This is a genomic window from Desulfomicrobium escambiense DSM 10707 (assembly GCF_000428825.1).
GTDB lineage: Bacteria > Desulfobacterota > Desulfovibrionia > Desulfovibrionales > Desulfomicrobiaceae > Desulfomicrobium > Desulfomicrobium escambiense.
The window spans coordinates 167,172-192,265 of sequence record NZ_AUAR01000006.1 but is presented as its reverse complement, the minus strand read 5'-3'; the positions used below and the strand labels follow the sequence as shown (position 1 = coordinate 192,265).

At 65.2% G+C, this 25,094-nt stretch carries 24 protein-coding genes; 6 read left to right on the top strand and 18 right to left on the bottom strand.

The genetic code is table 11. The features are described 5' to 3' along the window. Positions 1–48 precede the first annotated feature (48 nt). Positions 49–1,326 carry an amidohydrolase gene (locus tag G394_RS0107555; protein ID WP_028577149.1) on the top strand — a complete coding sequence of 426 codons (1,278 nt, stop codon included), beginning with the start codon at positions 49–51 and terminating at the stop codon, positions 1,324–1,326. After that, the gene (locus G394_RS0107550; RefSeq protein WP_028577148.1) at positions 1,320–1,823 is read left to right on the top strand and encodes a cob(I)yrinic acid a,c-diamide adenosyltransferase; all 504 of its coding nucleotides are present in this window, start codon (positions 1,320–1,322) and stop codon (positions 1,821–1,823) included. Before G394_RS0107555 ends, G394_RS0107550 begins: the two co-directional genes overlap by 7 nt. Here the strand turns inward: G394_RS0107550 and amrS are convergent. Together amrS and G394_RS0107540 are read right to left on the bottom strand one after the other, a co-directional pair. Further along, positions 1,820–2,860, bottom strand: coding sequence for an AmmeMemoRadiSam system radical SAM enzyme (gene amrS / locus G394_RS18365; RefSeq protein WP_051307031.1), 1,041 nt, complete (start codon positions 2,858–2,860; stop codon positions 1,820–1,822). The genes G394_RS0107550 and amrS overlap by 4 nt on opposite strands. Beyond that, positions 2,857–3,183: a hypothetical protein gene (locus G394_RS0107540; protein ID WP_156902506.1), complete on the bottom strand. Its 327-nt coding sequence runs from the start codon at positions 3,181–3,183 to the stop codon at positions 2,857–2,859. The genes amrS and G394_RS0107540 overlap by 4 nt, the downstream gene beginning before the upstream one ends. 69 nt (positions 3,184–3,252) lie before the next feature. Between G394_RS0107540 and purM the strand changes: the two genes are divergently transcribed. After that, positions 3,253–4,326: a phosphoribosylformylglycinamidine cyclo-ligase gene (purM, locus tag G394_RS0107535; RefSeq protein WP_028577146.1), complete on the top strand. Its 1,074-nt coding sequence runs from the start codon at positions 3,253–3,255 to the stop codon at positions 4,324–4,326. Positions 4,327–4,347: 21 nt separating this feature from the next. Here purM and G394_RS0107530 read toward each other — a convergent pair whose 3' ends face one another. The 4 genes from G394_RS0107530 to rplM all read right to left on the bottom strand — a co-directional run bounded on the left by G394_RS0107530 (position 4,348) and on the right by rplM (position 7,437). Further along, positions 4,348–5,238: a DMT family transporter gene (locus tag G394_RS0107530; RefSeq protein WP_028577145.1), complete on the bottom strand. Its 891-nt coding sequence runs from the start codon at positions 5,236–5,238 to the stop codon at positions 4,348–4,350. A 3-nt stretch (positions 5,239–5,241) separates the two neighbouring features. Then, positions 5,242–6,522, bottom strand: coding sequence for a radical SAM family protein (locus G394_RS0107525; protein ID WP_028577144.1), 1,281 nt, complete (start codon positions 6,520–6,522; stop codon positions 5,242–5,244). A gap of 75 nt (positions 6,523–6,597) precedes the next feature. Continuing rightward, a complete protein-coding gene (rpsI, locus tag G394_RS0107520) occupies positions 6,598–6,990 on the bottom strand; it encodes a 30S ribosomal protein S9 (protein ID WP_028577143.1) in 393 nt (130 codons plus the stop codon). Positions 6,991–7,008: 18 nt separating this feature from the next. Further along, positions 7,009–7,437, bottom strand: a complete 429-nt coding sequence (gene rplM, locus G394_RS0107515) for a 50S ribosomal protein L13 (protein ID WP_028577142.1) — start codon at positions 7,435–7,437, stop codon at positions 7,009–7,011. A 244-nt stretch (positions 7,438–7,681) separates the two neighbouring features. Between rplM and G394_RS0107510 the strand changes: the two genes are divergently transcribed. From G394_RS0107510 to G394_RS20100, 3 genes are all read left to right on the top strand, one after another. Beyond that, complete coding sequence (locus tag G394_RS0107510; protein WP_028577141.1) at positions 7,682–8,932, top strand: HD domain-containing protein; 1,251 nt, start codon at positions 7,682–7,684, stop codon at positions 8,930–8,932. A 54-nt stretch (positions 8,933–8,986) separates the two neighbouring features. Continuing rightward, positions 8,987–9,463, top strand: coding sequence for a CBS domain-containing protein (locus G394_RS0107505; protein ID WP_028577140.1), 477 nt, complete (start codon positions 8,987–8,989; stop codon positions 9,461–9,463). A gap of 171 nt (positions 9,464–9,634) precedes the next feature. Continuing rightward, positions 9,635–12,034, top strand: a complete 2,400-nt coding sequence (locus G394_RS20100) for a PAS domain-containing sensor histidine kinase (RefSeq protein WP_051307030.1) — start codon at positions 9,635–9,637, stop codon at positions 12,032–12,034. A gap of 87 nt (positions 12,035–12,121) precedes the next feature. On the opposite strand, the gene lon is transcribed toward G394_RS20100, so the two are convergent. The 12 genes from lon to glyA form a co-directional block, all read right to left on the bottom strand. Next, a complete protein-coding gene (lon, locus tag G394_RS0107495; protein WP_245578287.1) occupies positions 12,122–14,497 on the bottom strand; it encodes an endopeptidase La in 2,376 nt (791 codons plus the stop codon). A gap of 166 nt (positions 14,498–14,663) precedes the next feature. Continuing rightward, the gene (gene radC / locus G394_RS0107490) at positions 14,664–15,347 is read right to left on the bottom strand and encodes a RadC family protein (RefSeq protein WP_425387230.1); all 684 of its coding nucleotides are present in this window, start codon (positions 15,345–15,347) and stop codon (positions 14,664–14,666) included. Next, positions 15,341–16,294: a DNA polymerase III subunit delta gene (locus G394_RS0107485; protein WP_028577137.1), complete on the bottom strand. Its 954-nt coding sequence runs from the start codon at positions 16,292–16,294 to the stop codon at positions 15,341–15,343. The genes radC and G394_RS0107485 overlap by 7 nt, the downstream gene beginning before the upstream one ends. A 7-nt stretch (positions 16,295–16,301) precedes the next feature. Further along, on the bottom strand, positions 16,302–16,805 hold the full coding sequence (gene lptE, locus G394_RS0107480) for an LPS assembly lipoprotein LptE (RefSeq protein ID WP_028577136.1): 504 nt from the start codon (positions 16,803–16,805) through the stop codon (positions 16,302–16,304). After that, positions 16,789–19,278, bottom strand: coding sequence for a leucine--tRNA ligase (leuS, locus tag G394_RS0107475; RefSeq protein ID WP_028577135.1), 2,490 nt, complete (start codon positions 19,276–19,278; stop codon positions 16,789–16,791). Before leuS ends, lptE begins: the two co-directional genes overlap by 17 nt. A 33-nt stretch (positions 19,279–19,311) precedes the next feature. Continuing rightward, complete coding sequence (gene nusB / locus G394_RS0107470) at positions 19,312–19,746, bottom strand: transcription antitermination factor NusB (protein WP_028577134.1); 435 nt, start codon at positions 19,744–19,746, stop codon at positions 19,312–19,314. A 17-nt stretch (positions 19,747–19,763) separates the two neighbouring features. Beyond that, complete coding sequence (ribH, locus tag G394_RS0107465; protein ID WP_028577133.1) at positions 19,764–20,234, bottom strand: 6,7-dimethyl-8-ribityllumazine synthase; 471 nt, start codon at positions 20,232–20,234, stop codon at positions 19,764–19,766. Positions 20,235–20,253: 19 nt separating this feature from the next. Then, positions 20,254–21,468, bottom strand: a complete 1,215-nt coding sequence (locus G394_RS0107460; RefSeq protein WP_028577132.1) for a bifunctional 3,4-dihydroxy-2-butanone-4-phosphate synthase/GTP cyclohydrolase II — start codon at positions 21,466–21,468, stop codon at positions 20,254–20,256. A gap of 34 nt (positions 21,469–21,502) precedes the next feature. Then, the gene (locus G394_RS0107455; protein ID WP_028577131.1) at positions 21,503–22,159 is read right to left on the bottom strand and encodes a riboflavin synthase; all 657 of its coding nucleotides are present in this window, start codon (positions 22,157–22,159) and stop codon (positions 21,503–21,505) included. A 2-nt stretch (positions 22,160–22,161) separates the two neighbouring features. After that, positions 22,162–23,289, bottom strand: a complete 1,128-nt coding sequence (gene ribD, locus G394_RS0107450; protein WP_028577130.1) for a bifunctional diaminohydroxyphosphoribosylaminopyrimidine deaminase/5-amino-6-(5-phosphoribosylamino)uracil reductase RibD — start codon at positions 23,287–23,289, stop codon at positions 22,162–22,164. Then, positions 23,279–23,743 (bottom strand): deoxycytidylate deaminase, encoded by a 465-nt coding sequence (locus G394_RS0107445; RefSeq protein ID WP_028577129.1) that lies wholly within the window; start codon positions 23,741–23,743, stop codon positions 23,279–23,281. Before G394_RS0107445 ends, ribD begins: the two co-directional genes overlap by 11 nt. Before the next feature lie 83 nt (positions 23,744–23,826). Continuing rightward, a complete protein-coding gene (glyA, locus tag G394_RS0107440; RefSeq protein ID WP_028577128.1) occupies positions 23,827–25,065 on the bottom strand; it encodes a serine hydroxymethyltransferase in 1,239 nt (412 codons plus the stop codon). Positions 25,066–25,094 lie beyond the last annotated feature (29 nt).

Below are 25,094 nucleotides of genomic sequence, written 5' to 3'. Positions count from 1 at the left end.
CGTCACGGCGATGCCGTTATCAGGTACCTCCAAACATCGGAGGTGCCCGTGAGCATACTGATCAGGAAGGTGCGCCTGAAAGGCGAGGTGGTGGACGTGCTCATCAAGGGGAGCCGTTTCGACTCCATCGGCACGGATGTCGACGCGATGGCCGACGTGGTCATCGACGGCTCGGGCAAGGCGATCCTGCCGTCCTTTCACAACGCCCACACACACGCGGCCATGACCCTGCTCCGCGGCTACGCCGACGACATGGAGCTGCACACCTGGCTGTCCGAACACATCTGGCCCTTCGAGGCCAGGCTGACCGAGGACGACATCTACTGGGGGGCCAAGCTTGCCTGCCTGGAGATGATCAAGTCCGGCACGACCTTTTTCGCCGACATGTACTGGCACTGGAAAGGCACGGCCCGGGCGGTGGAGGAGATGGGCATGCGCGCGGCCCTGTCCGCGGCCTTCTTCGATTTCGAGGACCAGGGCCGGGCCGAGGCCATGAAACGGCAGGTCATGGACCTGCACGAGGCCAGCTCGTCCTGCTCCGACCGCATCCGTTTCATCCTCGGCCCCCACGCAATTTATACCGTGTCCTCCGATTCCCTGCGCTGGCTCAGGGATTACGCCCTGGAGCACGGCCTGCTTATCCACACCCACCTTTCCGAAACGAGGAAGGAGGTGGAGGACTGCCTGGGGCGCTTCGGCAAGCGCCCTGTGGAGTACCTGCACGACCTGGGCCTGCTGGCCCCCAACCTGAGCCTGGCCCACGCCATCTGGGTCGATGACCGGGAGATGGCGCTGCTGGCCGAAAACGGCGTGCAGGTCGTGCATTGTCCCGTCTCGAACATGAAGCTCGCCTCGGGCCGGTTCGACTACGCCGCCATGCGCGCCCACGGCGTGGGCGTGGCCCTGGGCACCGACGGCTGCTCCTCCAACAACAACCTGGACATGGTCGAGGAGGCCAAGGTGGCGTCCCTGCTGGCCAAGGTCACGGCCATGGACCCGACGGTCTTTCCGGCCCAGGAGACCCTCGACGCGGCCACGGTGAACGGCGCGCGCATGTACGGCCTCGACGCCGGGCGCATCGCCACGGGCATGCTCGCGGACTGCATCCTCGTGGACCTGAACCATCTGCGTATGGTCCCGGGCCACAACCTCGTCTCAAACCTGATCTACGGCGCGGGCAGCGCCTGCGTGGATACGACCATCTGCAACGGCCGGGTACTCATGCTCGGGGGCAGGGTCGAGGGCGAGGAGGAGATCCTGGAGCAGGTCCGCGCCAGCGTGGCCCGGCTGACCGGGCGGACGGCGCCCGAGGCGGACGCGTGCTGATCGTCTACACGGGCAACGGCAAGGGCAAGACCACGGCCTGCGTGGGGCAGGCCGTGCGGGCTCTGGGGCAGGGGTTGAGGGTGGCCTTTGGACAGTTCATGAAGAAGGACGGCCAGGCCGGGGAGCAGAAGATGCTCGCGGACCTGCTGGGTGAGCGCTTCCTGGCCTCTGGCGCCGGGTTTTTCCGCGACGCGGAGTTTCCCACGCACCGCCAAAAGGCCGAGGCCCTGCTGGCCTGGGCCGGGGAAATGCTCGACCGGGGCGTGGACATGCTCATCCTGGACGAGACCCTCTACGCCCTGAACCACGGGCTGCTGCTCGAAGGCGAGGTGCGCGGCCTCATCGAACGCTGCCGCGAGCTGGACTGCCACCTGGTTCTCTCCGGCCGGGGCGCGCCCGACTGGGTCGCGGAGCTGGCCGACATCGTCTCCAGCGTGACCGAGGTCAAGCACATCTACGCCCAGGGCGGCAAGGCGCGGCGGGGAATCGAGTTCTAGCGCCCCTGCTCCCGTATCCCGGCCCACTCCTTCCTGATGACCTCCTGCCCGCAGTCCGGGCAGGCTCCCAGGCGCAGCCTGTTGCGCAACACGGTGAACCCGGACCGCTCGACCACGGTCTTGCCGCAGCCCGGGCAGACCGTGTTCTCCAGTCCCGACCCAGGGACGTTCCCGACGAAAATGTGGTGCAGCCCTTCGGCCCGGCCGATGTCCCAGGCCCGCTTCAGGGTGTCCAGGGGCGTGGGCCGGTGGTTCATCATGCGGTGGCAGGGGTGGAAGCGCGAGACGTGCCAGGGAACGTCCGCGCCCAGCTCCGTGCGCAGGAAGCGGGCGATGTCCCTCAGCTCCCCATCGGAGTCGTTTTCATCGGGGATGACCAGGGTCGTGACCTCCAGGTGCCAGCCCAGCCGACGTATGTGCGCGAGATTTTCGAGCACAGGCTTCAGGCGGGCGCCGCAGACGTCGCGGTAGAACTCGTCGCGGAAGGACTTGAGGTCGATGTTGGCGGCCTGGATGAACCCGTCCAGGGCGTCGATGCACTCGGGGCTCTGGAAGCCGTTGCTGACCATGATGTTGGCCAGGCCTTCACGGCGGGCCAGGGTCGCGGTTTCGAGCATGAGCTCGAAGAAGATGGTCGGTTCGGAGTAGGTGTAGGCGATGGACGCCGCTCCGGACGAGTGCGCCATGCGCACGATTTCCCGGGGCGAGACGGCCCGGCCCTCGATGGGAATACCCTGGCGGGGCGGCTGGGAAAGGGTCCAGTTCTGGCAGAAGGCGCAGTCCAGATTGCAGCCCGGCGTGCCCAGGGACAGGGTCGTGCTGCCCGGCAGGAAGTGGAAGAGCGGCTTTTTCTCCACCGGGTCCAGGTTCAGGGCCGCGATTTTGTCGTAGGACAGGGAGACGAGTTGTCCGTCGTCGTTCCTGCGCACTCCGCACTTTCCGGTTTCTCCCGCCTCGATGCGGCAGAAGTGGGAGCACAGCCGGCATTGCACCGTGTCGTCCTTGAGCGGCCGCCAAAGCAGCGCAGGTGTTGTCATTTCCTTCCCCTCGTATGGATTTCCGGGGCGATGATGATCGGCCCCTGGTACTGTTGCGCGTCGTTGTCCCTGGGCTGCGGCGTGACCTGCATCAGGGTGCCGTTGTCGGGGTCTGATTCGATGCGCATGTTCCCGTCGTCTCCGTCGCTGCCGACCCCTGGCCCGACCTGCATGACCGTGTCCTCGCCTTCGCCGGAACGGATGACGATGTCCGAGGCCCATGCAGCCCCTGCGGCCCACGCGGCGCAGCAGACCAGGGCCATGACCAGCCTTGCCAAGGCCCTGGTTTTTGCTTTACTTGGACCAGTCACGAGTTTATGCAACGTGGCCTCCGGTGAAATTGATTTTCAATACGCATAGCTCGTCGAAGGCGAAGAAACAAGGAGATGTACATGTCCCAGCGAGACAAGGCCTATAAGGATGCAGGGGTTGATATCCAGGCGGGGAACACCTTCGTGTCCCGCATCAAGTCCCTTGTCGCATCGACCTACACCAAGGGCGTTGTCAACGATATCGGCGGGTTCGGAGGCCTTTTCAAGCCGTCCATGTCCATGTTCAACGACCCCGTGCTGGTGGCGTCCACCGACGGCGTCGGCACGAAGCTCAAGCTCGCCTTTCTTTTCGACCTGCACGACACCGTGGGTATCGACCTGGTGGCCATGAGCGTCAACGACATCATCGTCCAGGGCGCCAGGCCCCTCTTTTTCCTCGACTATTTCGCCACGGGCAAGCTCGACATCGACAAGGCCGAGGCCGTCATCAAGGGCATCGTCGAGGGCTGCAAGGAGGCCCAGTGCGCCCTCATCGGCGGCGAGACGGCCGAGATGCCGGATTTCTACGCCGAGGGCGAGTACGATCTCTCGGGCTTCTGCGTGGGCATGGTCGACAACGACAAGGTAGTGGACGGATCGAGCATCGGCGTGGGCGACCTCATCATCGGCCTCGGTTCGTCGGGCGTCCATTCCAACGGCTATTCCCTGGTCCGCAAGCTCTACGCCCAGTCCGGCCTCGCACCCGACGATATCTTTCCCGGCACGGACAGGACCGTGGCCGAGGTGCTGCTGACTCCCACGCGCATCTACGTGGAGGCCGTCCGCAACGTCATGCGAGACTGGGAAATCCACGGCATGGTCCATGTCACCGGCGGCGGGTTCTACGACAACATCGTGCGCGTCCTGCCCAAGGGCGTCACTGCGCAGATCCGCTTCGGCTCCTGGAAGATCCCTCCGGTCTTCGACTGGCTGCGCTCCGAGGGAGGTCTCTCCTGGGAGGAGATGCTGCAGATCTTCAACACCGGTATCGGCTACATCATGGTCGTGAAGAAGGACGTGGTCGTGGATGTGGTGCACCGTTTGGGCGCCCTGAAGCAGGACGCCTGGGTCATCGGCGAGATCGTCGAACGCGCCGAGGGCGAGGAGCAGGTCCGCATCGACTTTCCGTCTCCCGCCTCCGACAACTGCGAATAAAGGCCTTTTCCGGCCTCTCTTTCAAGCGCTTGCCAAGGCCGCAGAACCCTGCGGCCTCTTTTTTTCCTCTTTTTCCAGGCCAATCAGCAGGCTGGCCACCAGGACGAGCGCCATGCCCGCGGCGCTGACGGGCGTGACGGTCTCCCCGAACACGGCCAAGCCGATGGCGATGTTCGCCACCGGGGTGACCAGGGCGATGATGGATCCTTGGGACGCCGAGAGGGCCTTGAAGGAATAGGTCATGAGCAGCTGCCCGATGGCCGCGGTGACGCCGATGCCCAGCAGGATGAAGCCGCCCCCGATGCCAATTTTCGACGGGAGGACATTGGCCGGGATGAGCATGAGCCAGAAACCGACCACGCACTGTGAGAAGAAGATGGCGTAGGACGATTCCGTGGCCCGCAGCTTGCGCACGATGACGATGGCCAGGCCCGAGAGCATGCCTCCGGCCAGGGCCAGGAGTTCGTTCAGGCCGATGGCGGTCAGCAGGTCTTCCCCGCGACCCGCGGAGGTCAGCGCGACGCCGAAAAAGGACAGCAGGATCAGCCCCCAGGTGCGCGGCGAAACCCGCTCGCCGAGCAGCAGGACGCCCCAGATGGCCGCGAAGACCGGGTAGGTGTAGCTCAGGAGCGTTCCCTTGCCCAGGCCGATGGCGTTGATGGACCAGAAAAAGAGAAACACGGAGACCCCGCCGGTCAGACCGCGGGCGAAAAGCAGGGCCGGGTTGTGGAAGTCGAGGCGGATGCGCCGGCCCATGGCCGCCGTGCCGAGCAGTGTCAGGCCGATGGCGAAGCGGAAGAGCGACGTCTTGAATGGGTCGATGCCCGGTGCCAGGCGGATGAGCGTCGAGGTGGCCGAGAAGAACAGGGTCGAGGCCAGCATGCTGAGAAAGCCCAGGGTCCGGTCGTTCATGGCTTACGTCCAGAGCACGGGTTCGCCGTCACGCAGGAAGGGGTTGAAGTACCCGTAGTTGATCCAGGGGCAGGCTTTCTTGAGTCGCTTCATGAAATTGGCCAGGCCCATGCACGGTTCCGTCGGGTCGCCCACGCAGCCCAGGTAGAGGTCCGGGTCGAGGCTCAGGTTGCGCATCTGGACATAGTCCGGTCTCGTGGACGAGACGAGGCCGGTCAGGGCCTCCAGTTCGCTCTCGGTATCGTTCACGCCGGGGAAGAACAGATAGTTCAGGGACACGAACAGTCCGTGCTCCTTAGCCGTGGTGATGGTGCGCTTCACGTCGCCGAAGGCGTAGCCGTGGGGCCGGTAGTAGCTGTTGTAGACAGCCTCCCGCGCGCTGTTGAGGCTGACGCGGATGGAGTCGAGGCCGGCCTTGGCCAGACCGGGGATGGCTTCGGGCAGGCTCGCGTTGGTGTTCACGTTGACCGTGCCCTGTCCGTTCTGGGCGCGGAAGCGGCCGATGGCCTCGGCGATGAGGGCCGCCTCGGTCAGGGGCTCGCCCTCGCAGCCCTGACCGAAGGACAGGACCGGGTTCTTGGCCCGCCGTGCGTGCAGGAGCATGACTTCCGCGATCTCCTCGGGGGTGGGCGTGAAGTCGATGCGGTTCTGGGGCGAGGGGAAATCGGAGCCCGCCGGCTGGTGCGAGATGCAGCCGTAACAGCGCGCGTTGCAGGCTCTGGCCGTGGGCAGGGGCCCCTCGTAGCGCCCCAGGGCCAGGTTCTTGGCTGCAGGGCAGCAGAAGGTCAGGGCGCAGCGGGCCAGGTGCTGGATGAGGCGGTTTTTCGGATAGCGCCGGAGCAGGTCCTCGGCGCCCTTGGAAATTCTCTCGGGGGCCACGCCCGTGAAGACCTGCCTCCGGTCCTTGTCGACCTGGGTGGCCGCGACCCAGAAGCGGTCGCGGGCAAAACCCACCGCGCCGTAGGCGAAAAGGGGCAGGTTCGGCGCGCCCTCGGACTTGAGATAGGCGGCCGTGGCCGAGAGGGTGTAGGACGGGCAGACGAAGGCTGCCACGGCCCGTTCTTCCAGGGCTTCGGCTTTGCCCGTGGCTGGGTCCAGGCCCAGGGCGCTTCGCCCGGGGAGGAGGTAGAGGTCGCTGCCCTCGGGCAGGGGGATGAGCTCGTCCGGGCGCGGCAGGGCCAGCTCTCGTCCCCTGCGCACGAGCATGAGCAGTTCCGGGTGGTCGTACACGCTGCCGTCCGCATCCGCAAACACCAGGACGGGTTGTATCTTTTTGCTGCTCATGCGGCGCTCCTTGAAAAAAAGAAGGCAGAGGTGCGTATGCACCTCTGCCCCGGAATGTTCGAAAACAAGAGGCGATTAACGCTTGGAGTACTGGAACCTGGCGCGGGCTGCGCGCTGACCGTACTTCTTTCTTTCCTTGACGCGGGAGTCGCGGGTCAGGAAGCCGGCGCGCTTCAGGACGCCGCGCATTTCCGGATCGAACTCCAGCAGGGCGCGGCTGATGCCATGGCGCACGGCCTGGGCCTGTCCGGAAAGTCCGCCGCCGGTGACGCGGCAGGCGATGTTGAACTTTTCAATGGTCTTGGTCAGCTTGAGGGGCTGACGGATGATCATCTGCAGCGTGGCGCGGGGGAAGTAGTCGGCCAACTCGCGTCCGTTGACGGTGATGGTTCCGGTGCCCTTGTACAATCTGGTCCGGGAAACGGAAGTCTTTCTTTTGCCGGTACCGTAGAAGAAATCTTGGCTCATAATCCTCTCCATCCCTGCTTAGATGTCCAGCACTTCAGGCTGCTGGGCCTGGTGGGGGTGTTCCGTGCCGGAGTACACTTTCAGTTTCTTGATCAGCTGGTAGCCCAGGGCGCTCTTGGGGAGCATGCCGCGGACCGCCTTGTGGATGACCGTTTCGGGGCTCTTGCCCATCATTTCTTCCAGGGTGGTCTCCTTGAGACCGCCCACGTAGCCGGTGTGACGGTAGTACACCTTCTGGGTGGGCTTCTGCCCGGTCACTTTGATCTTGTCCGCGTTGATGACGATGATGAAATCGCCGTTATCCATGTGCGGGGCGAACTCGGCCTTGTGCTTTCCGCGGAGGCGGGTGGCTATTTCCGTCGCAAGACGGCCCAGGACCTTGTCCTTGGCGTCGACAAGGTACCATTTGTGGGTCAGTTCGCTTGCTTTGGGGCTGTAGGTCTTCATTTCTGTGGCTCCTGCCGGTAAAACCCGTGTCGTTGCGGGTGCTTTCAACCTTGAAATCGGTGGTAACGTGCACAAATGGTTGTGCTTTACCCCTCTAACCGCTACAACGTAACGAAACAATGCTTGTGGGATAAGGAACGAATCAGCTATCTGTCCTGGGCCCGCTTGTAAAGCATTTTTCGCAGGAATTCGAAGAAAATTTTTCACCCGCCGGGACGGTCCCGGCAACACCTGGAGGTCGATGGTGGCCAGCATACGCAAGGGCCTGCTTCAGCTCGTTTTTTCCGGAAGCTTCATGAAGCGCTGGAACGACAAGATGCGTCCCATGGAGCTTGTGGAGGTGGACAAGCAGGCCCACAAGATGATCGCGGCCTGGCTCCTGTTCGAGCTCAACTCCCAGGGCATGTCGCCCGAGGAGAAGTCGGCCCTGGGCGAGGACATCGTCCGCGGCGGCATCTTCGACTACCTCTACCGGCTGGTCATCACCGACATCAAGCCGCCCATCTTCTACCAGATCAAGGCCAACCCCGCCCATTACGAAAAGCTCACGGCCTGGGTCCTGAACGAACTCCAGCCCAGGGTCCAGCCCCTGGGCAAGGATTTCTGGGACGCCATGCGCACTCATTTCGAGCGCCAGGTGCGGCGCGACGAGAGCCTGGCCTCGCGCATCCTCGACGCGGCCCATCTCTTCGCCAGCCGCTGGGAGTTCCACCTCATCCGCGACCTGAACCAGTGGGACGAGGAGATGGACGAGATCGAGGAGAACTTCCGCCAGGGCCTTGAAGCCCACCTCGATCTGGCCGGTGTGCGCCAGCTCCTGGAAGGCCCCGGGACCAGGCTCGGCAAGTTCGCCTTCATGTGCGGCCGCCTGCGCTTCCAGAAGCGCTGGTCCCAGACGCCGCGCATCCCCGAGACGTCGGTCCTGGGGCACATGTTCATCGTGGCCTGCCTGGCCTATTTTTTCAGCATCGCCGTGGGCGCCTGTCCCGTGCGGCGGCACAACAATTTCTTCGCTGGCCTTTTTCACGACATCCCCGAACTCCTGACCCGCGACATCATCTCGCCGGTCAAGAGTTCCGTGCAGGGCATCGGCGACCTGATCCGCGAATACGAAGGCAAGGAAATCGAGCAGCGCCTCTTTTCCATCCTGGACCGCTCGGTGTATACCGACCTCGTGGAGCGGCTCTCGTATTTCCTGGGCATCGAGGTAGGCTCCGAGTTCGAGGCCACCATCCTGCAGGACGGCGCGGCGCGCGTCGTCGGCTGGGAGCAGCTCCAGGGACAATACAACGAGGACCGCTTCTGCCCCAAGGACGGGCGCATGCTCAAGATCTGCGACCACCTCGCGGCTTTTCTCGAAGCCTACACCGCGCTGTCCAACGGCATAACCAACGCGCATCTGCAGCAGGCTTCATGGCGGATCAGGAACCTCTACCAGAACCAGTCCCTGACCGACGAGCTGCACATCGGGGCGCTGCTGGCCGATTTCGACTGAGGACACCACAGGGGCGGACCCTGTTTTTCGACATACTCAACACGGGAGTTCATCATGCTGGTTCGCAAAAGGGTCTGGGACATCATGCGGTCGGATTTCGCCGTCGTGCGCGAGGACGCGAGTCTGTCCGAAGCCATCGGCGCCTTGCGGGACATCCGCGGCAGGCAGCCCGACGGCAGTTTCGTGCTGGTTTTTTCCAAGAGCGAGAAATTTCTGGGCATCCTGTCCATGTGGAATCTGATCCAGGGCATCGGGCCGTGCCTGCTCAAGGGCTCGGTCCTGGACGGCAACGAGGTGGACTGGGACCGGGCCTTCTCCATCGCCTGCCGCAGCTGCGCCCAGGTTCGCATCACCGACTGCCTGCAGCACGATATCCCCATGCTCAAGCCCAACGATCCCCTGGCCAGGGTGCTCGAGGTCTTCCTCGACTACCGCCGCGGCCGGGCCGTGGTGGAGGAGGGCGGGCGCATCATCGGCGTGGTCTGTTTGGCCGACCTCTTCAAGGAGATCAGCGATTCGCTGATACCCTAGCGTGTCCGGGTGCGCAGGCTTCGTGTCGCGGAGCCTGCGCCACTGCGCGCTGGTCATGAGGCCGGGCGCTGTGCCTGAACGCCGTCCGCATATCCAACCGGGAAGGGAGGCCTCTCCGAAATGTCCGCAGCACGATCGACCGCAGGACGCGCATCACTTCGTGGAAGACGGTTGTCGATCCCGGCCGCAGCAGTCTCGAATGCGGCCCGGCGTGGGCGCCTGGACGCCGAGACGGCTTCCCTGCGGAGCTCCCTGCGCGACGCGCGGGACCGTGAGAAGAAATTCCGCGTTCTCGTGGAGCATCAGACCGATCTCGTGGTGAAGGTCGATGCGCAGGGGCGCTTTCTGTACGTGAGTCCGTCCTATTGCCGCACCTTCGGCAAAGCCGAGTCCGAACTCCTCGGCACGGCCTTCATGCCCCTGGTCCACGAGGAAGACCTTCCCGCGACCCGGGAAGCCATGAAAAACCTCCTCATCCCTCCGCACCTGGCCTACATGGAGCAGCGGGCCATGACCGCCGCAGGCTGGCGGTGGTTCGCCTGGAACGATTCCGCGATCCTTGGCCCCGCCGGAAACATCGTCGAGATCATCGGCGTGGGCCGGGACATCACGGAACGCAAGGCTTCGGAAGAGCTGCTGCGTCAGAGCGAGGAGCGCTTCGCCAAGTCCTTCAACGCCAACCCCGCGCCTCTGATCCTCTCGGACATCGCCACCGGAACGTTTCTCGACGTCAACGAACGCTGGGTGGAGATGCTCGGCTACCCGCGCGAGGAGCAGCTCGGCCGCACGTCCCGTGAGGTCGGTATCTGGGCCGACCCCGGTGAGCGGGACCGGGCCATAGCCGTACTGCGCGAAAAAGGGTTTTTCAAGGACTTCCCCATCGAATTTCTGACCCGCTCGGGCGAGACGCGCTTCGCGCTGTGGTCGGCCGAAACCGTCAGCCTGCAGGGCCGGGACGTCATGCTCTCGCTGATCGTCGACATCACTGAACGCAAGCAGACCGAGGAGGCACTCCGCCGCAGCGAGAAGCTCTACCGTTCGGTCGTCGACAACATCCAGGACGTTTTCTACCGCACCGACGCGGCCGGGCGCCTGTGCATGGTCAGCCCTTCGGGCGCGCGTCTGCTGGGGTACGGCAGCGTCGAAGATATGCTCGGCAGGCCCAACGAGGAGTTCTGGTTCGAGTCCCATCGTCGCGAGCAGTTTCTGGAGCTGATGCGGTCGCGCGGCCGGGTGACGGATTTCGAGGTGCACCTGAAGAGGGGGGACGGCACCCCCGTGCTGGTCGCCACCTCAAGCAATTTCTACCACGACGAGGCCGGGAACGTGCTCGGGGTCGAAGGCATCTTCCGCGACATCACCGACCGCAAACGCACCGAGGAGATGCTCCGCCAGTCCGAAGAGAAGTTTTCCCGCCTGTTCAAGCTCTCGCCCGACGCCATATCCCTGTCGGAGCCGGAAAGCGGGGCTCTCGTGGATGTCAACGAGGCCTTCGTCTCCCTCTCGGGCTACTCCCGCGAGGAGCTTCTGGGCCGCACGACCCTGGAGCTCGGCCTGTTCGCGGACCCCGAAAGCCGGTCGGCGATGCTCGAGCGGCTGCTGCGGACCGGGCACGCGAGCAACGTCGAGATGGGTTGCCGCCGCAAGGACGGCACGTTGTTGCGCTGCAACATCTCCTGCCAGTTCATTCCCATCGGGCCCAAACGCTTCCTGCTGTCCGTGGTCCGAGACATGACCGAATTCAGCCGCATGCAGGAGATGATGATCCAGACAGAGAAGATGGTCTCCGTGGGCGGCATCGCCGCCGGCGTGGCCCACGAGATCAACAACCCTCTGGCCATCATCGTGCAGGCGGCTCAGAACATGGCCCTGCGGGTCAGGCCGGATTTCGCGAGGAACATCGAGAAGGCGGGCGAGCTGGGCGTCGACATGCAGGCCGTGTGGGCCTACCTGGAGGCCCGCGGCCTGCCGAACATGGTCCGGGACATCCAGGCGGCAGCCATGCGCGCGGCCAACATCATCCGCCACATGCTCGATTTCAGCCGTCTGAGCGAGTCCCGGCGGGAGCCCTGCGACATGGCGCTCATCGTGGACAAGGCCCTGGACCTGGCCGCAAACGATTACGATCTGAAGAAGACCTTCGATTTCCGGAAAATCCGGGTGATCAGGAGCTTCCCGGAAAATCTCCCCCAGGTCGAGTGCTCCGAGATCGAGATCGAACAGGTCCTGCTGAACCTCCTGCGCAACGCTGCCCAGGCCATGGCCGATCCGCCGGCAGAGGACCCCTGCATCGAGATCCGCCTTGCCTGCGGCGACGGGGATGTCCGCGTGGAGGTCGAGGACAACGGCCCGGGGGTGCCCTATGAGGTGCAGCGCCGCGTCTTCGAGCCCTTCTTCACCACCAAGCCGCCGGGCATCGGCACGGGGCTCGGACTTTCGGTGTCCTACTTCATCGTCACGCGCGGGCACGGCGGCAGGATGTGGCTTGATTCCGAGCCCGGCCGCGGTGCTGTTTTCGGCATCGGGCTGCCGGTTACCGGCGCCGGAAAGGCCAAGACCTCTGCGGCCTGACCCCCGTGAAGCATCCCTTCGCGGCCACAAGAAAAGCCCCCGGACCGGCACGCGGTCGCGGGGGCTTCTGTCTGGTTTGTCCAGAACCTATGCCTTCTTCGTCGAGCGAACTTCCGGCCAGATCTCGTCGATGGCTTCCACGGTCTTGACCGTGATGCGCTTTCTGAGCTCCTTGGGAATCTCGTCCAGGTCGTGGGCATTGCGGGCCGGGATGAGGACCTTGCTCACGCCGTGGCTGACGGCGGCCAGGATCTTCTCCTTGATGCCGCCCACGGGCATGACCCGGCCGCGCAGGGTGATCTCGCCGGTCATGGCCACATCCGAGGCGATGGGCTCGTTGGTGATGGCCGACATGAGGGCCGTGACCAGGGTCACGCCGGCAGAAGGGCCGTCCTTGGGCGTGGCGCCGGCCGGGACGTGGATGTGGATGTCGTGGGTGTCGAAGAAGTCCTCGCCGATGCCCAGCATCGCGCTCTTGCTGCGCGCGTAGCTGAGAGCCGCCTGGGCGCTCTCCTTCATCACGTCGCCGAGCTTGCCCGTCAGGATGAGCTTGCCCTTGCCCGGCAGCAGGCTGCATTCGATGTGCAGGATCTCGCCGCCGTACGGGGTCCAGGCCAGGCCCAGGGCCACGCCTGGGGGCATGGCGCTCTCGCGCTCCTCGTCCATGAACTTGGGCTGGCCCAGCAGCTTGACCAGGGACGCGCTCGTCACCCGGAAGGGGCCCTTCTTTCCTTCGGCCACCCGGCGGGCGTACTTGCGGCAGACGGAGCCGATCTCGCGCTCCAGGTTGCGCAGGCCAGCCTCGCGCGTGTAGCCCCTGATGATCTCGGCCAGCACTGCGTCGGAGATGACCATGGTCTCGTCCGTGAGGCCGTTCTCCTTGACCTGGCGGGTCAGGAGGTAGCGGCGGGCGATGACGATCTTCTCCTGCTCAGTGTAGCCGGGGATGCGGATGACCTCCATGCGGTCCAGCAGGGCCGAGGGGATGGTGTCCAGCATGTTGGCCGTGCAGATGAACATGACCTTGGACAGGTCGTAGGGGACGTTCAGGTAGTGGTCCGTGAAGGAGTTGTTCTGCTCCGGGTCCAGCACCTCAAGCAAAGCCGAGGACGGGTCGCCGCGGAAGTCGCTGCCGAGCTTGTCGATCTCGTCGAGCATGATGACCGGGTTCACGGTCCCCGCGTCCTTCATGGACTGGATGATGCGGCCGGGCATGGCCCCGATGTAGGTCCGCCGGTGGCCGCGGATCTCGGCCTCGTCGCGCATGCCGCCCAGGGACATGCGCACGAACTTGCGCCCCAGGGACCTGGCGATGGATTTGCCCAGCGACGTCTTGCCCACGCCGGGAGGGCCGACGAAGCAGAGGATCGGGCCCTTCATGGTCGGGTTGAGCTTACGCACGCTCAGGTATTCAAGGATGCGCTCCTTGACCTTCTCCAGGTTGTAGTGGTCCTCGTGCAGGATTCTGGCCGCCTCCTTGATGTCGAGACGGTCCTTGGAAACCTTTTTCCAGGGCAGGTCGATGATCCAGTCGATGTAGGTGCGCAGGATGGTCGCCTCTGAGCTGTCCGGGTGCATGGACTCAAGGCGCGAGAGCTGCTTGTCGGCCTCCTTCTTGACCTTCTTGGGCAGGCCCAGGGCGTTGATGGTCTTTCTCAGCTCCTCCATCTCCTCGCCCTCGCCGCCCTTGTCGCCCAGCTCGCGGCGGATGGCCTTGAGCTGCTCGCGCAGGAAGTATTCGCGCTGGGCCTTGTCCATGCCCTCCTTGGCCATGCTCTGGATCTTGGCCTGCATGGAGGCCACCTCGACCTCCTTGACCAGCTGCGAGTTGACCAGGTTCAGGCGCTCGATGGGGTCGTGGCTTTCCAGGATGCGCTGGGCCTCGGACGACTTCATGCGCAGGTTGGAGGCCACCAGGTCGGCCAAACGTCCGTGTTCGTTGACGGCATTGAGAACGTTCATGATCTCGGCCGCGTCGATGCCGCGCAGGGTCAGGATCTTCTCGCTCTGTTCCTTGACCGAGCGCAGCAGCGCCTCCTCCTCGGGACCTGGGTTCTCGACCACGAGTTCGTCGATGGTCTCGATGCGGACCTTGTCGTAGGGGTCGTGCTGCACGAAGTCGAGGATGCGCGCCCGGGTCAGGCCCTGGACCAGGACCTTGAGGCGGCCGTCGGGCATCTTGAGCATGCGCATGATCATGGCCACGGTGCCCGTGCGGTAGAGATCGTCCGGCGTCGGGTCGTCGACGCTCTCGTCCTTCTGGGTGCTGATGAAGATGTAGCGGCTGCCGTTCAGGGCCGCGTCCACGGCCTGCACGCTCTTTTCTCGCCCCACGAACAGGGGCAAGATCATGTAATTGAATACGACGATGTCGCGCACCGCCAGAAGCGGCATCACGGTCGGTATCTCCGCCTCCTGGACTGCGCTGTCGGCGCTGGCTGTATCGGAATTTTCACCCTGAATTTCTTCATTTTCGGGGGAAAAGGTTTTTTCGTCGCTCACTGTGGTCTCCTCGTGGGGTTGTAATCGCGAAATTTCGGCCGCGAAAAACGAATTCAGTCAACTATAAGGCCAATCGATCCTCAGGCAAGCGGAAAAATGGGATTTTGGACCCTTGAGGCCAAAAAAATCAGATCAGGCCGAGGGCGCGGAAGCTGGAACAGCTGCGGCCGGTGACGATGATGTGGTCCAGCAGGCGCAGGCCCAGGTCCCCGGCCAGGCGGCCGACGGTTTCGGTCAGGGTGCGGTCCTGGCGGGACGGGTTCGGGTCGCCGCCTGGGTGGTTGTGGACCAGAATGAGGCCGCTGGCATGGTGGCGCAGGGCAAGTTCGAGGATTTCGCGCGGGTAGGCCGCGGTCTGGTCCACCGTGCCCCGGAAGACGCGTTCAAAGCGGATGAGGCGGTTCTGGTTGTCCACGAGGATGACCCAGAACTCCTCCTTGGTCAGATGCCCCAGGCGCGAGCAGACCATGTCGCGGACCTGGTCGGGCGAGGAGAACTTCTCCTTGGCGGCCAGAGGGCTGCAGGCCGCACGGGCGGAGCATTCGCGCAGGGTGCGCCAGAGGGAGGCCGCAGCCTCGCCCAGGCCGGGCACCTCGGCCAGGCGGTCCGGGTCGGCCTGCAGGGCGCCGGCCAGGGAGCCGAAGCGCGTGATCATGTCCTTGGCGATGGGCTTTGTGTCCCTGCGGGGCAGGGCGTGGGTCAGGAGGAGTTCGAGGAGTTCGTAGTCGGACAGGGCCCGCGGGTCTGCGGCCAGGCGTTCGCGCAGGCGCCGGCGGTGGCCGTGGTAGTGGGCCGGCGCTTCCCTCACCACAGGCGGGCCGCGTCCTTGACGAGGTTTTCCATGACCTGGGCGGGCCTCAGCCGCCCGGTCTTGATGTCCGTGTCGGCTTTCAGGACCAGGTCCCAGAAACGGCTGATGCGGACGGGGCCGAGGCGTTTGGCCAGGTTCGCCTTTTCGGCCTTGAGGCTCGGGTAGAGCTGGACCTTGGCCTCCTCGCCGTGCAGGAGCTGCCAGAGCATGCGCGCCTCGCGCAGCATGAGGGAGGACACGGGGAAGACCATGTCGCCGCTGGCCATGGCCGGGTCGTTCATGAGACGGTCCCAGGCCTGGCGCCGGCCCTGCGGGCTCTGCAGGGAGCGCAGGAAGGAGAAGAGGTCGAATGGGTCCTCGGAGCCGAGGACCGTCAGGTGTTCGGGCTGGATGGTCTTTGCGCCGCCGGCCAGGAGAAGGATTTTCTCCAGTTCGTTGCGCAGGGCGATGGTCGCCAGGGGCAGGGACTCGGCCAGGGTCTTTTTCACGCCCGGCGCGAAAGTCAGGCCGTGCCGGGCCGCGAAGCGGTCCAGTTCCTGGCCGATGTTCGAGCGGCTCAGGCCGGGGTGCTCCCAGATCCAGCCGCGCTTCTGGGCCGCGGCCCAGTACTTGCCCTTGGTCACGGCCTTGGCCGTTTTGGGCTTGCCCTTGTCCCACTCGGCTTCGAGGCAGAAGATGGGCCAGACCGAGGGCCTGGCCATGGCCAGCAGGGGTTCGATCCGGCCCCAGAACTCGTCGGGCTGCTCCTGGGCGCGGCGCAGGATCACGGCGTTGGGCGGCCCCATCATGGAGGGCACCGTCAGGGTCTGCCAGTAGCGGTCGGTCAGGTCCTCGTCCCCCCAGAAGACCCGGGTGGCGAAGCCCCGGCCTTCGAGGAGCTCGTCCACCCGGTCCCGGATCAGTTCCGGGTCCGCGCAGACGAGGAAGGAGAACCCTTGTCTGTCCATGGCCCGTTCAGAACTTCTGGCTCAGCCTGTCGGCCACCATGCGCACGGCCAGGTCGATGGCGCCCTGGGTGGCGTCCTTCTTGCCGCCTGTGCCGCGATAGGATTCCGAGGCCACCACCGGGCCCGACGTCCAGATGAGGGCGCTGGTCTTCGTGCTGAAGAAGCTGACCTCCATCTGGATGGTGACCCTGGACTTGAAGGTCACGTCGTCGCGCCCTTTGACCGCGTCGGAGGTGCTGTACGAGCGCACGTCGACGTTGACCGTGGCCTCGGCCTCGTCCCGGTCGACCCAGGTCACGTTGCCCCGGCTGGTCAGCTCGTCCCGCAGGCTGCTTCGAAGCATGGGTTCGAGCCAGGTTTCCGTGGTCGGGTTGGTGACCTTGGCCAGGAAGAGGCGCGTGCTGTCCTTGGGCAGGTCGATGGGCGCGTTGGCCGTGAGCTGGTACCCGCAGGCGGGCAGCAGCAGGGCGACGCCCAGAAGCAGCAGGACGACCCTACCGGACCACGACATTGACCAGCTTTCCGGGGATGACGATGACTTTGACAATGTTCTTTCCCTCGATGTGACGAACCACGTTTTGATCGTTCAAGGCCTGGGCCTGGATGTCCTCGGAGGAGGCTTCGGCGGCCACGCTGATCTGCCCGCGCAGCTTGCCGTTGACCTGCACGACCACGGTCACCTCGCTCGTCTTCAAGGCCTCGGGGTCGTGGGCCGGCCAGGGCTCCAGGGCCAGGGTCCGGGTGTAGCCCAGGCGCGCCCACAGTTCCTCGCAGATGTGCGGGGCGATGGGCGAGAGGGCCACCAGCAGGGAGGAGATGGCCGAGGACAGAAGTTTCGGGCCGTTTGCGCTGCCCCTCACCTCGTCCTTGGTCGCGTACAGGGTGTTGACCAGTTCCATCATGGCCGCGATGGCCGTGTTGAACTGGAACTTGTTCTCGATGTCGCGCTCCACGCGGCGCACGGTGTCGTGCTCCTTGCGGCGCAGTTCGGCCTCGGCCTCGGTCAGGGCGCCGTTTGCTGCCGCGCAGGGGCCAACGGGCGAGAGAACTTCTTCGAGTTCGTCCACCAGGCGCCACAGGCGGCTCAGGAAGCGGCTCGAACCCTCGATGCCCTTGTCGTTCCACTCCAGGTCCTTCTCGGGCGGCGCGGCGAAGAGGCAGAACAGGCGCACGGTGTCGGCGCCGTACTTGACGATCATCTCGTCGGGGTCCACCACGTTGCCCTTGGACTTGGACATCTTGGAGCCGCCCAGGAGCACCATGCCCTGGGTCAGCAGGTTCTTGAAGGGCTCGTCGTGGTTCAGGTAGCCCTCGTCGCGCAGGGCCTTGACGAAGAAGCGTGAGTAGAGAAGGTGCAGGATGGCGTGCTCGATGCCGCCGATGTACTGGTCCACGGGCATCCAGTATTCCACGTCGCGCGGGTCGAAGGCCGCGTCCTCGTTGCGGGCCGAGAGGTAGCGGGCGAAATACCACGACGACTCGACGAAGGTGTCCATGGTGTCGGTCTCGCGCCGCGCGGCCTGTCCGCACTTGGGGCAGGTCACGTTGACGAAGCTCTCGCAACCGGGCAGCGGCGAGCGCCCGTCCGGGTTGACCTTGACGTCCAGGGGCAGTTCCACGGGCAGATCCTGCACGGGCACGGGCACGATGCCGCAGGCGTCGCAGTAGATGACCGGGATGGGCGCTCCCCAGTAGCGCTGACGGGAGATGTTCCAGTCGCGCAAGCGGTAGTTGACCGTGGGCTTGCCCAGGCCGCCATCCGCCAGATGGTCGATGATGGCCTGCTTGGCGGCCTCGCTGTCCATGCCGTCGAACTTTCCGGAGTTGGCCATGACGCCGGGCTCGGTGTAGGCCTCCGTCATGGACGAAAGCTCCAGGGTCCCCTCGCGGGGCATGATGACGATCTGCATGGGCAGGTCGTACTTGGTGGCGAATTCGAAATCGCGCTGGTCGTGGGCCGGGACGGCCATGACCGCGCCGGTCCCGTAGCCCATGAGCACGAAGTTGGCCACGTAGACGGGCATCTCGCGGCCCGTGACGGGGTTCACGCAGTAGCGGCCCGTGAACACGCCTTCCTTTTCCAGGTCTTCGGCCGTGCGCACGATTCGGTCCATCTTGGAGATGCGCTCGACGAAGCTGCGCACCTCGGCCTCCTGCCCCGTGCCGGGAATGAGCCGCTCGACCAGCGGATGCTCGGGGGCCAGGCTCATGAAGGTCGCGCCGAAAAGGGTGTCGGGGCGGGTGGTGAAGACGGTGATGTCTTCGTCCAGATCCTTGACCTTGAAGGAAATCTCGGCGCCGACGCTCTTGCCGATCCAGTTGCGCTGCATGGTAAGGACGCGCTCGGGCCAGCCGTCGGTCAGGGTGTCCAGGGCCTGGAGGAGCTCTTCGGCGTAGTCGGTGATGCGCAGGAACCACTGGGACAGCTCCTTCTGCTGCACCTCGGAGTCGCAGCGCCAGCACAGGCCTTCCTCGACCTGCTCGTTGGCCAGGACCGTGTGGCAGCTCGGGCACCAGTTGACCGGGGCCTTCTTGCGGTAGGCCAGGCCCTTTTCCAGAAACTTGAGGAAGAACTCCTGCTCGAAGCGGTAGTACTTCGGGTGGCAGGTGGCGATTTCACGTTCCCAGTCGTACGAATAGCCCAGGCGCTTCAACTGGGAGCGCATGTAGGCGATGTTCTCGTAGGTCCACTTGGCCGGGTGCGTGTTGTTCTTGATGGCCGCGTTCTCGGCTGGCAGGCCGAAGGCGTCCCAGCCCATGGGGTGGAACACGTCGAAGCCCTGCATGCGCTTGTATCGGGCCACCACGTCGCCGATGGAGTAGTTGCGCACGTGCCCCATGTGGATGCGCCCCGAAGGGTAGGGGAACATCTCCAGGACGTAGTACTTCCTGCCGTCGTGGGTCTCGCTGGTCCGGAAACAGGCCTGGTCCTCCCAGGCCTTCTGCCATTTTTCCTCGATGTCCTTGAAATCGTAGTGCCTCATGCTGTCCTCAGGATGTCGTGTGTCCGGACTGTATTATTCGCTGTCCCGCTCGGCGTCCTTGGCCGCGGCGTCCAGGACGCCGTTGACGAAGGTCTTGGAGTTGTCGTCCCCGAAGTCCTTGGCCAGCTCGATGGCCTCGTTCATGGCCACCTTGAAGGGTATGTCGGGGCAGAAAAGCATCTCGAAGAGCGAGAGCCGCAGGATGGTCAGCTCGACCTTGGCGATGCGGTTCAGCTTCCAGTGCTGGGAATGCCTGGTGATGATCTCATCGATGGCCGCGCGGTTGTCGAAGACTCCCTGCACCAGGGTCCAGGCGTAGGAGTCCTCGCGGGTGATGTCGAACTCCTCTTCGGTCCAGAAGTTCTCGAAGGAGCGGACGAGCTGCTCCTTGCTCATGGCCGTGGCGAAGTTCAGCGAATAGATGACCTGAAAGGCGAAGCGGCGTTGATGCCGTCTGTTGTGCGTCACGTGAATCCCCGGCCTCTCTAGAGCTGCTGCAGCACGCGCAGGGTTTCCAGGGCCGCGGCCGCGGCCTCGACGCCCTTGTTGCCGCCCTTGCTGCCGGCGCGCTCGATGGACTGCTCCAGGGTGTCCGTGGTCAGCAGGCCGAAGCCGATGGGCACGCCCGTCTCCATGGACACGTGGGCGATGCCCTTGGTGGCCTCGTTGCAGACGAAGTCGAAGTGCGGGGTCGCGCCGCGGATGACCGCGCCCACGCAGACGATGGCGTCGGCCTTGCCGCTTCTGGCCACCTTCTGGGCCACCAGCGGCATCTCGAAGGCGCCAGGCACGCGGATGATGGTCAGGTCTTCGCGGGCCGCGCCGTGGCGGACCAGGTAGTCGACGGCGCCGCCGATGAGGCGGTCCACGATGAAGTCGTTGAAGCGGCTGGCGATGATCGTGATCTTGAGGTCCTGGGCCTGCAGCTGGCCCTCGATGGTCTTGATGTGCAGCATGGCGTCTCCTTGTGGGAAATTATTTGTTCTCGGCGTCGAGGTGCAGCAGGTGGCCGAGCTTGGCGTACTTGGTGTGCAGGTAACACTTGTTGTCGTCGCAGGCCGGGATTTCGATGGGCACCCGTTCCTCGACCTTCAGGCCGTAGCCTTCGAGGCCGATGATCTTCTTGGGGTTGTTGGTCATGAGGCGCATGCGCTTCACGCCGAGGTCCACCAGGATCTGGGCGCCCAGGCCGTAGTCGCGCAGGTCCGGGGCGAAGCCCAGTTCGATGTTGGCCTCGACGGTGTCGCGGCCCTCGTCCTGCAGGTGGTAGGCCTTGATCTTGTTCCCCAGGCCGATGCCCCGGCCTTCCTGGCGCATGTACAGGATGACGCCCGCGCCCTCGTCGTTGACCATCTGCATGGCCCGCTGGAGCTGGCTGCCGCAGTCGCAGCGCATGGACCCGAAGACGTCGCCCGTCAGGCATTCGCTGTGCACGCGCACGAGCACCGGGGTCTCCTCGTTGATCTCGCCCTTGACGAGAGCGATGTGGGTGTGGCTGTCGATGTCGTTCTCGTAGGCCACGATGGTGAACTCGCCGTAGCAGGTGGGCATGCGCGCCTCGGCCACGCGGCGGACCAGGGAGTCCTTGCGGGAGCGGTAGGCGATGAGGTCGGCGATGGTCGCGATCTTCATGTCGTGCTCTTCCGCGAACTTCTTCAGGTCGGGCATGCGCGACATGGTGCCGTCGTCGTTCATGATCTCGCAGATGACGGCCGCGCCCTTGAGGCCGGCCAGGCGGGCCAGGTCCACGGAGCCCTCGGTCTGTCCGGCGCGCACCAGGACCCCGCCGGGCTTGGCGCGCAGGGGGAAGATGTGGCCGGGGGTGGCCAGGTCGTCGGGAGTGGTCTCGTCGGCCACGGCAGTCTGGATGGTCAGGGCCCGGTCATGGGCCGAGATGCCCGTGGTCACGCCCTGCTTGGCCTCGATGGACACGGTGAAGTTGGTGCCGAACTTGGAGGTGTTGCGGCGCGCCATGAGCGGTAGCTGCAGCTTGTCGACCAGGGACGGGTCCAGGGCCAGGCAGATGAGGCCGCGGCCGTACTTGGCCATGAAGTTGATGGCCTCGGGAGTGACCTTTTCGGCGGCGATGGTCAGGTCGCCCTCGTTTTCGCGGTCCTCGTCGTCGACCAGGATGATCATCTTCCCGGCCTTTATCTCATTGATGGCCTCTTCGGCCGTGCATCTGTGCATGGTATCCTCGTGGTTGGACGCCGGACGGCTCGGATCAGAATCCGTGCTCTTTCAGGAAGTCCGGGGTGATTTTCGAAGGTTGGGGCCGGGCCGGGCTCTCGTTCCAGGGGGCGAGCATGCGCTGGACATACTTGCCGATGACGTCGGTCTCCATGTTGACCCGCCGTCCCGGAGCCCAACCGGAGATGGTCGTCTCCCGCTGCGTGGCCGGGATGATGTTTACTTCCAAATAATCCCGACCGCAATCGTTGACTGTCAGGCTGATCCCGTCCAGGGCCACGGAGCCCTTGGGGATGACCTGGGAGGCGCAGGCTTCGGGGAAGCCCAGGCGGTAGATGCGCGACTGCCCGGCCTGGCGGACGGACAGGACCTCGGCCAGGCAGTCCACGTGCCCCGAGACGATGTGGCCGCCCAGACGGTCGCCCATGGCCAGGGCGCGCTCCAGGTTGACCGCAGCGGACACGCGCAGGGCCCCGAGGTTGGTCACGGACAGGGTCTCGGCCGAGGCGTAGGCCGTGAACCAGCCCTGACCGAAGGTTTCCACCGTCAGGCAGACGCCGTTCACGGCGATGGACTCGCCCAGGGCGTAGTCGGTCAGGGCGAAGTCGGGGCGCAGGGTGAAGCGCGTCTCGCTCCCGCCGCCGTCCACGGCCGCCACCCGGCCCAGGCCTTGAATGATGCCTGTGAACATGGCTACTCCTTTGGTCGCAGTCGAAGGTACAGATCGGTTCCGAAAAAGCCCTGCTCCGCGAGCCGGAATTCCCAGCAGTCGCTCATGGCCGCAAAGCCGCGACCGGCGAAGACAGGCCGCGCCAACTCGTCGCCCAGAACCTTCATGGCCTGGAACAGGCGCAGTTCGTCCACCAAGCCCTGCCGTTGCATGGCTCCGGCCAGGCGGCCGCCGCCCTCGGTCAGGGTATAGTGGCAGCCGTGATCGCGTCGCAGGAGGCGCAGGCCCTCGGCCAGGTCCAGGTTCCCGTCCGGGTCGCCGGCCAGGGCCGGCAGGCCCTGGACCTTGACGCCCAGGTCGGCCAGGCGCGCTGCCCCGGCCGATTCGCTCTGGGCCCGGGTGGTCCAGAAGACGGTCTGTCCCGGCCGGAAGGAAAGAAGGTTCGAGGGCCCGGCCGGGTCGGGCAGAGTGCGGGTCACGACCACGGCCAGGGGCTGCGGGCCTTCGTGGCCGGGCAGGCGGCAGGTCAGGGACGGGTCGTCGGAGCGGTAGGTGCCGCCGCCGACGATGACGGCCCCACACCAGGCTCGCAGCTTGTGCACTTCCCGGCGCGAATCCTCACCCGTGATCCAGGCGGCCCGGCCGTCGCGGGAAGCGATCCTGCCGTCCAGGGTCGTGGCCAGCTTGAGGATGGAGAAGGGGCGGTCCGTGGTCTGCCAGACCAGGAAATCGGCGATGAGATCCCGGCACTCCCGTTCGCGCACGCCCATGCGCACCGTCACTCCCCGGCTGCGCAGAAATCCGGCGCCGCCGCCTTCGACGGTGGCGTTGGGGTCGGCGCAGCCCACGACAACCTCCGGGACACCCGCTTCGAGGATGGCCCGGGTGCAGGGCGGGGTCTTGCCCTGGTGGTTGCAGGGCTCCAGGGTGACGAAAAGGGTGCAGGCGCGCGGGTCCACGCCCTTGGCCGCCGCGTCGCGCAGGGCTTCGACCTCGGCGTGGGCCTTGCCCCAGGCCGTGTGCCAGCCCCGGGCCACGACCTCGCCGTCGCGTACGAGCACGGCACCCACGCAGGGGTTGGGCGCGGTCAGGCCGCGGCCGCGCTCGGCCAACTCAATGGCCCGGCCCATGAAGCGCGCGTCATCTGCCATCGGTCTCCCTCTCCATGCGATGGTAGGGGATGCCGGCCTCGTCGAGCATCTCGCGCGACATGTCGTCGGGGTAGCCTTCGGCGAAATGGATGGCCCGCACCCGGCAGTTGATGAGCATCTTGGCGCACAGGATGCACGGCTGGGTGGTGCAGAAGATGTCCGCGCCCTCGATGCTCACGCCGTGGATGGCGGCCTGTATGATGACGTTCTGCTCGGCGTGCAGGGCCCGGCACAGTTCGTGGCGCTGCCCCGAGGGGATGCCCAGCTTTTCGCGCAGGCAGCCGATCTCCAGGCAATGGGTCAGACCTGCCGGTGCGCCGTTGTAGCCCGTGGCCAGGATGCGCTTGTCCTTGACGGCCAGGGCCCCGACCTTGCGGCGCAGGCAGGTCGAGCGCTCGGCCACGAGGTAGGCGATGTTCATGAAATATTGCGGCCAGGGGATGCGGTTGTCCATGGTCACCTCTTTGGAAACGAATCAACCACAGGGCCGTGGAAGCGGCCCTGTGGTTGGGGAAAGCCGGCGGGAAACGGCGCGGTTTACCAGGCGAAAAGCGGGAACTGGCCCGCGAATTTTTCCACTTCCCTGCTGATTTCGCGCAGTCGCGTCTCGTTGTCGAGACTGCCCAGAGTCGCGACGATCCACTTGGCCACCTTGCGCATGTCGTCGGTCTTCATGCCGCGGGTGGTCAGGGCCGGCGTGCCCAGGCGTATGCCGGACGTGACGAAGGGGGAGCGCGTCTCGAAGGGCACGGTGTTCTTGTTGACGGTCATGCCGGCGTGGTCCAGGCCGATCTCGGCGTCCTTGCCCGTGATGTCGTGGCTGGTCAGGTCCAGGAGCATGAGGTGGTTGTCCGTACCGCCCGAGACCAGGTCGAAGCCCGCGTCGGTCAGTTCCTTGGCCAGGGTCTTGGCGTTGTCCAGGACCTGCTGCTGGTAGTCCTTGAACTCGGGGCGCAGGGCCTCGGCAAAGGCCACGGCCTTGGCCGCGATGACGTGCATGAGCGGTCCGCCCTGGATGCCGGGGAAGATCTGGGAGTTGAGGGTCTTGCCGAATTCCTCGGAGCTCAGGATCATGCCGCCGCGGGGGCCGCGCAGGGTCTTGTGCGTGGTCGTGGTGGTGAAGTGGGCGTGCTTGATGGGCGAGGGGTGCAGGCCCGTGGCAACCAAACCGGCGATGTGGGCCATGTCCACCAGGAGCTTGGCCCCGACGCTGTCGGCGATGGCGCGGAAACGCTCGAAATCCAGGGTGCGCGGGTAGGCGCTGGCCCCGGCGATGATCATCTGCGGCTTGTGCTCCCTGGCCAGAGCCTCGACCTCGTCGTAGTTGATCTGGCCCGTTTCCTTCTCCACGCCGTAGAACACGGTCTTGAAGAGGCGGCCCGAGAAGTTCACGGGGCTGCCGTGGGTCAGGTGCCCGCCGTGGGACAGGTTCATGCCCAGGATCGTGTCGCCGGGCTGGATGGCCGCGAAATAGGCGCCCATGTTGGCCTGGGAACCGGAGTGGGGCTGGACGTTGGCGTACTCGGCGCCGAAGAGCTGCCGGGCCCGCTCCATGGCCAGGTTCTCGGCCATATCCACGAATTCGCAGCCGCCGTAGTAGCGCTTGCCCGGGTAGCCTTCGGCGTACTTGTGGGTCATGACGCTGCCCATGGCGATGCGCACCGCATGGGAGGTGAAGTTCTCGGAGGCGATGAGCTCGAGCTTGGTGATCTGGCGGTTGGTTTCCAGCTGGATGGCTTTGGCTATCTGCGGATCCTGGCGTGTGAGTTCGTCCATGGCTTCTCCACTCTGTTGGGCCGCGCGTG

Bases quoted from the DNA above. Each gene is read 5' to 3' on its own strand.
- amrS (WP_051307031.1), bottom strand. From the start codon at position 2,860: ATGACAACACCTGCGCTGCTTTGGCGGCCGCTCAAGGACGACACGGTG.
- purM (WP_028577146.1), top strand. From the start codon at position 3,253: ATGTCCCAGCGAGACAAGGCCTATAAGGATGCAGGGGTTGATATCCAG.
- G394_RS0107530 (WP_028577145.1), bottom strand. From the start codon at position 5,238: ATGAACGACCGGACCCTGGGCTTTCTCAGCATGCTGGCCTCGACCCTG.
- G394_RS0107525 (WP_028577144.1), bottom strand. From the start codon at position 6,522: ATGAGCAGCAAAAAGATACAACCCGTCCTGGTGTTTGCGGATGCGGAC.
- rpsI (WP_028577143.1), bottom strand. From the start codon at position 6,990: ATGAGCCAAGATTTCTTCTACGGTACCGGCAAAAGAAAGACTTCCGTT.
- rplM (WP_028577142.1), bottom strand. From the start codon at position 7,437: ATGAAGACCTACAGCCCCAAAGCAAGCGAACTGACCCACAAATGGTAC.
- G394_RS0107505 (WP_028577140.1), top strand. From the start codon at position 8,987: ATGCTGGTTCGCAAAAGGGTCTGGGACATCATGCGGTCGGATTTCGCC.
- G394_RS0107485 (WP_028577137.1), bottom strand. From the start codon at position 16,294: ATGGACAGACAAGGGTTCTCCTTCCTCGTCTGCGCGGACCCGGAACTG.
- lptE (WP_028577136.1), bottom strand. From the start codon at position 16,805: ATGTCGTGGTCCGGTAGGGTCGTCCTGCTGCTTCTGGGCGTCGCCCTG.
- leuS (WP_028577135.1), bottom strand. From the start codon at position 19,278: ATGAGGCACTACGATTTCAAGGACATCGAGGAAAAATGGCAGAAGGCC.
- ribH (WP_028577133.1), bottom strand. From the start codon at position 20,234: ATGCTGCACATCAAGACCATCGAGGGCCAGCTGCAGGCCCAGGACCTC.
- G394_RS0107460 (WP_028577132.1), bottom strand. From the start codon at position 21,468: ATGCACAGATGCACGGCCGAAGAGGCCATCAATGAGATAAAGGCCGGG.
- G394_RS0107455 (WP_028577131.1), bottom strand. From the start codon at position 22,159: ATGTTCACAGGCATCATTCAAGGCCTGGGCCGGGTGGCGGCCGTGGAC.
- ribD (WP_028577130.1), bottom strand. From the start codon at position 23,289: ATGGCAGATGACGCGCGCTTCATGGGCCGGGCCATTGAGTTGGCCGAG.
- G394_RS0107445 (WP_028577129.1), bottom strand. From the start codon at position 23,743: ATGGACAACCGCATCCCCTGGCCGCAATATTTCATGAACATCGCCTAC.
- glyA (WP_028577128.1), bottom strand. From the start codon at position 25,065: ATGGACGAACTCACACGCCAGGATCCGCAGATAGCCAAAGCCATCCAG.